This is a genomic window from Chroococcidiopsis cubana SAG 39.79 (assembly GCF_003991895.1).
Taxonomy (GTDB): Bacteria; Cyanobacteriota; Cyanobacteriia; order Cyanobacteriales; family Chroococcidiopsidaceae; genus Chroococcidiopsis; species Chroococcidiopsis thermalis.
In genome coordinates, this window is sequence record NZ_RSCK01000189.1 from 1 (window position 1) to 5,413 (window position 5,413).

The 5,413-nt window shown below is 46.9% G+C and carries 6 protein-coding genes; 1 reads left to right on the plus strand and 5 read right to left on the minus strand.

Features of this window, described 5'->3' with window-relative positions; genetic code table 11:
* Positions 1-217: 217 nt before the first annotated feature.
* From DSM107010_RS36625 to DSM107010_RS36645, 5 genes are all read right to left on the minus strand, one after another.
* Positions 218-1,204 (minus strand): ParB/RepB/Spo0J family partition protein, encoded by a 987-nt coding sequence (locus DSM107010_RS36625; protein WP_106169187.1) that lies wholly within the window; start codon positions 1,202-1,204, stop codon positions 218-220.
* Positions 1,185-1,856 carry a ParA family protein gene (locus tag DSM107010_RS36630; RefSeq protein WP_106169188.1) on the minus strand — a complete coding sequence of 224 codons (672 nt, stop codon included), beginning with the start codon at positions 1,854-1,856 and terminating at the stop codon, positions 1,185-1,187. Before DSM107010_RS36630 ends, DSM107010_RS36625 begins: the two co-directional genes overlap by 20 nt.
* A 534-nt stretch (positions 1,857-2,390) precedes the next feature.
* Complete coding sequence (locus DSM107010_RS36635; RefSeq protein ID WP_106169186.1) at positions 2,391-2,798, minus strand: hypothetical protein; 408 nt, start codon at positions 2,796-2,798, stop codon at positions 2,391-2,393.
* A 123-nt stretch (positions 2,799-2,921) separates the two neighbouring features.
* Positions 2,922-4,232 carry a Y-family DNA polymerase gene (locus DSM107010_RS36640; protein WP_127025325.1) on the minus strand — a complete coding sequence of 437 codons (1,311 nt, stop codon included), beginning with the start codon at positions 4,230-4,232 and terminating at the stop codon, positions 2,922-2,924.
* On the minus strand, positions 4,193-4,624 hold the full coding sequence (locus tag DSM107010_RS36645; protein ID WP_181246464.1) for a LexA family protein: 432 nt from the start codon (positions 4,622-4,624) through the stop codon (positions 4,193-4,195). Before DSM107010_RS36645 ends, DSM107010_RS36640 begins: the two co-directional genes overlap by 40 nt.
* A gap of 406 nt (positions 4,625-5,030) precedes the next feature.
* Between DSM107010_RS36645 and DSM107010_RS36650 the strand changes: the two genes are divergently transcribed.
* Positions 5,031-5,413: YrrC family ATP-dependent DNA helicase (locus tag DSM107010_RS36650; RefSeq protein ID WP_241994488.1), on the plus strand; the 383-nt coding region annotated here is incomplete at its 3' end.

Genomic DNA, 5,413 nt, shown 5'->3' on the forward strand with positions numbered 1-5,413 from the left:
CCATAAGTCTCGCGTTCTGTGGGCTGAGTGCACTGTTGACAAATGAATTTGTACAATCGCGTGTGAATCGTGCGCTCGTGGGCGCGGACAGTGTATTCTTTAACAAAAACTTTCTTTGACGGCATGAAATTGAGCTACTGAATCATTGGACTGACTTTACGATTTCCAACTGAAAACAGACTTTGTTATTGATTTGTCAGCAAGAGCGATCCTTTTTCTACTCTTGTTGAATGAGCAATTCTAACCTGGCTAACAGCTTCTCTAACTCCTTCGCCTTCTTGGGATCGTGCCAAACTTTGGCTTGCTTGACTCGCTTGTAAGTATCGGCGAAGCGGTGTTGGAGAGTTGGTTCTACCCCAGAAGGTGCTACTGGCTTCATGCGTTCGCGAATGGCTGATAAAGATAGCCGTTGTTCGATCGCTGCTTCCAGTAGCAATCGCCGATTGGTTGGATCTTTTTCTTTAGCAATTTCTAATCCTTTAGTATATTCAATTCTACCAGCTCGAATCGCTTCTAGCACTTCGCTCGGCTTTCTCAGTAAAGGTAAGTAATGGGAGACAAACGACTTCCACGTACTTTGACCCAAGAAGTTAAAAACAAGGGCGATCGCTTCCCCATGCTGGCTACCCACAACGTTGTGGGTAACTTTTCCTTTCACTTCATTGTCCATGCGGTAGAGTAGGCTAACCGCGTCCTCAATCGAGCAATTTAGCTTTAGTGCTAACAATTTGAGAGCGCCGTCGGCATATTCTAAAGGACTAAAGTCTTGTCGATTAGTATTTTCAGATAAAGATGCCTCAAATGCTTCTTCGTCCGTCCAGTGATAAACGATAACTGGCACGGAGTCGAGAGCGAGAATTTCAGCAGCTAGATGGCGGCGTAATCCAGCTACCAGTTCGTACTCTCGATCGCTACCTCCAGGCAAAGGACGAACCCAAAGTGGAGATTGGATACCATTTGGGGCAATATCGCTTTGAACCCACTGCTTCAGCTTTTCTCGATCGTAGGAGTGACGGACTGGTTGGCGATCGGGAGTAAAGCTAAAGGTGCGATGGATAGAAGTACGAGGGACAACTCGGCGATCGCCTGCTTGAGTAGTTGCGCCAGTGGTTGAAATGTTGTTGCCAAATACAAAAGCTTTGAGGTTTGATTCCTCAGTCAAGCCGGAACCTTGGACTGCTTCTTTAAGAGATCTTCTTGTCATGGAGCACCTGCAATACTTCCTTAAATAAGTTGTTGTATGCTGCCGCCGCCGATAAAGCTTGTTCGCTTCGCATTTGAAACACGGTTTTGCGCTGACCTGGAGCATCAGTGATGCAAGTGAGGTCGTTGATGACTATCTTGGACAGCTTGAGCGGGCAATCGGAAAGTGCCTCTTGCGCTTCCCGCAGCAGCACCGAGCGCTTGCCTTTGGCAGCATTGAGAAAGAGTACTGCTTCCGGCATTCCACCTCGCAGTTCGCGGACGTGTCGCACGAACTGGACGATCGTACCGCTACTGCGGAGGTCAAACTCGGAGGGGCGGTTGGGGACGATGGCAATATCGCATCGTCCCAAGATAGATTTAGTAATTTCTCCGGCATTACCAGGTCCATCTACCACAACAGCATCGTACCGGCGTGCCAGCACAGGCAATTCTTCAAACAATTGCTCTGGATCGTGCATCTGAGCAATGTTAATCCCAAGGTCTTGCATCCAAGGCGAGCCGCTTTGTTGTCCGTCAGCATCGACGAAGAGCGCGGCGCATTGTTGGTTTAACCAATAGGCGAGATGTCCCGCTGTGGTTGATTTTCCAGCTCCTCCTTTTTGATTGACGACGGCATAGATTTTGTGTGGCAGAATTTTCCTTTGACTCATAAAGGCTCCTTGAGTGTGAGCCGAATGCATAAAGTTTATAGCATCAAAATTTAAGTTGTGACTGTTTTGAGGCAAATCTAAAATTTCTTTCTCGCTTATAGTTGATAAAGGTAGTGACAAGCATACAGTGTTTCGCTCTATCAGGTAGCTACTGAGTCACTTCCAAGTCCCCAATTGATGCTGTGCTAAACTAGCGTTTTTAGGTACGCGAAGGAATTAAAAAGTATCGTAATGACGAAATTAGCTTCGAGTATTTCACCCAAAGGCTAGGAGTGAGCGAAGCTGAAGCTAAATCGATTTTCAATAGTCAGAAAATTATTGAGTTGAGCGATGAGCGGTTGAAACTAGACCGCTTGTTTCAAGACAAGTAAGACAAGATAAACTGACGAGAGAGTGAATTTCTCAGCAAAACATCACTTCTTGTCTTCTAATAGAATTAAGTTGCACTCATAAGAATTGGTTGAGTCTTTTCCGTCTCAAGCAGGTCGAAAAGAGATTATTTATACCTCAGATAATTGATGAGTTACTTAACTTTTAAACTTCCTGCCTAGCTTGGAGAAAATCTTGGAGTAATTGATTAATCAGTTCGTCCATCAAGATTTCTACTTGTTTAGCAGAAGTCTTTCTCGGAGCGCGAGAGTGTTGGAAAAACTTGTTTAGCTTCTGATACAATCCTGCTGATAATTTAATTTGATGTTGCGTTGGTAGACTTGACAGAATCCACTGCGGTGCGGGTTCGGTTTCTCTCAAGCTATCCTGCCAGTTGAAGAAGGGATATTTATCCATTAGGAAGTCGAGCTGATCGACAATCTCAGTTCGCTCTTTTTGAGTTTGAGGGCGCTCGTGCAACCGAGCGAGGACGATGCCAAACTCAATTGGATCGTTATTGTTAACTGCCACTTCTAGTGCTTCGATCGACTGAGCAATTGTAATTTGGATCATTTTTATTTCTTAAACTATAGACTTTCAAAGAAGAAAAAACTAACTCGTCCCGATCGCGAATTGGCAACAGTAAAGCCGATTTTTTCTCCTTGGCAATCGTCGGGGAGAAATAATAATTTTCTCTCAACATCTGACAATTGGTAATTCCGACCAACGAGTTGTCCAGCGATTGGAGCGATAGCGCCCCCGTGTCTGCCAACGTCCTGTCGTCCCCATAACGGCATAGCGGAGCGGCTCCTGCCCGGATTGCTGGTTTAAGCGATCGAGAGTTTGCATCAACCGTTGGGCACGCTCGTCCGTTGGGTCGTAGTCGTCCAACCAACTCAACTGAACGATGTTTTCATCGACGAGCTGAGTCAAAATCACTCCGGCTCTGGCAAACTCGACATCATCTCGCCAAAGCTGCTGCGCCAGGGCTAAAGCAGACTTGAGCAGCGTTGGCGTGTGGTTGCTTGCCGTCATCAAGCGGCTGCGTGCCGAGTTGTAGTAGAAATTCTCCTTAAACCGACTGGAGCTGACAAACACGCATAAAGCCCCGGCTATCAACTGTTCGCGTCTCAATTTTCGGGCTGACGAAGCTGTAAAAGTCGCGATCGCTTCTTCTAACTCCTGCCGCGATCGCGTTGCTCTACCAAAAGTACGGGATACCATCATCGATTTGCGTCGGCGCGGATACAATTCCAACGGCAAGCAATTGCTGCCGCGCAACTCAAACACCGTCCGCAAGCCTACTACTCCCATGCGCATCCGCACCCACCAATCCGGTTGCTCCCTCAGCTTCAACGCCGTATCGATCCCCTCGTCGCGCAACATTTGACCCCAGCGAGAACCAATTCCCCAGACATCGACAACTGGTAAAGCTGCAAGCAGTTCTAGCTGACGTTCGAGCGACCCAGTGATGTCTAGTACCCCCTCTAGTGCGTCAGTCTGCTTAGCATAGCGATTAGCGACTTTAGCCAGAGTTTTAGTTTCGGCAACGCCAATACTGATGGGTATACCCGTATGTTGCCGCACAATTGCACGGATGCGGCGGGCATAGTCGGTTCTCGCTTGAGGCTCTACGTGCCGCAAGCACAAGAAAGCTTCGTCGATGGAGTAGACTTCAACGCTAGGGCTGAACTGTCGCAGAGTTTCCATCACGCGAGCGCTCATGTCGCCGTAGAGCGCAAAATTCGAGCTGCGAACTGCTAAATTCGCCGAACTCATCAAGTCACGACACCCAAAAAACGGTTGACATTTTCGGATGCCCAAAGCCTTAGCGCTCTCGTTGAGCGATACAACCGAGCCGTCATTATTAGAAAGCACGACCAAAGGAGTCGTCCACAGTCGCGGCTGGAAGACCGATTCGCAACTGCAATAGAACGAATTGCAATCCACTAGGACGATCGCCATTGCTACCGTAGTTTGCGGATCGCACTCGTGACCACACCCCAAATTTGAAACTCTACATACTCGTCAATTTCTAGGGAGGGATAGCTCTCGTTCGCCGCTACCAATAGTAGCTTCTTCCCTTTACGGTGCAGGCGTTTGACTGTCAGCTCCCCGTTGACGACGGCAATGATAATGTCATTGTCTTTTGGTTCGAGCGAGCGATCGACCACGAGTAAATCGCCAGAATAAATTCCTACCCCTTGCATCGAATCGCCGCTCGCGCGCACGAAGAACGTTGCCGCCGGGCGACGAATTAAGTGTTCGTTCAGGTCTAATTTTGCTTCAATATAGTCGTCAGCAGGGGAGGGAAAACCTGCAACTACAAGAACCAAATGAAGGTTTAACTCAATAGCAGCCAGCGGAAAATTAGGAGAATAAATAGTAGTAACTAGCAATTTTTGACTCAACTTATTTATTTTTAAATCTGGCGATTGCTAGCAGCATACCGTACATTTGTACTATAGGAGTGCGAAATAATTTACTTGCTTTAGAAGAAAATTACCAGAGCGCGAGCGCGAGCGCGTTCTACGGTGCAATAAATTTCTTACCAGCAAAGTTTATAAACTCGGCTCGGATACACTAGTTCGCAAATCCAACTGAAATATTTTTATTTCAAAAGAGTAAGTTCTTATCCATATATTTTAGTGCTGCAAAACTCGCTCGGTTCTCCTAATTTATGGTAGAAATGAGCAAAAAATGTTTGCACGTTTCTCAGAGAAATTTATTAGTATTTTTGTACTGATAAAATAGCAGAGAGCAATAGAATCAGTTGTCCGCTCGCGTTACAACTTTGCGTTATCGATGTCTACTCTACCCCAAACATCTCAAGCTCAAGCTGCTCCTCAACACGAGTACCTTACGGGCGTTGTGGAGCGGCTGACATTTCACTCAGAAGAATCTGGGTACACGGTGGCGCGGTTCAAAACATCACAATCTCGTGACCTAATAACGATTGTGGGTAGCTTTGCCAACATCCAGGCAGGACAAACATTGCAGCTTACTGGTCTGTGGCGGGAGCATCCGCAGTATGGCGCACAGTTTCAGGTCATTTACTATAAAGAAACGAAGCCTGCAACGATAACAGGCATAGAGAAATACTTAGGTAGTGGACTAATCAAGGGAGTGGGACCAGTGACGGCAAAGCGCATTGTCGTCCACTTTGGTTTAGAAACGCTGGACATTAT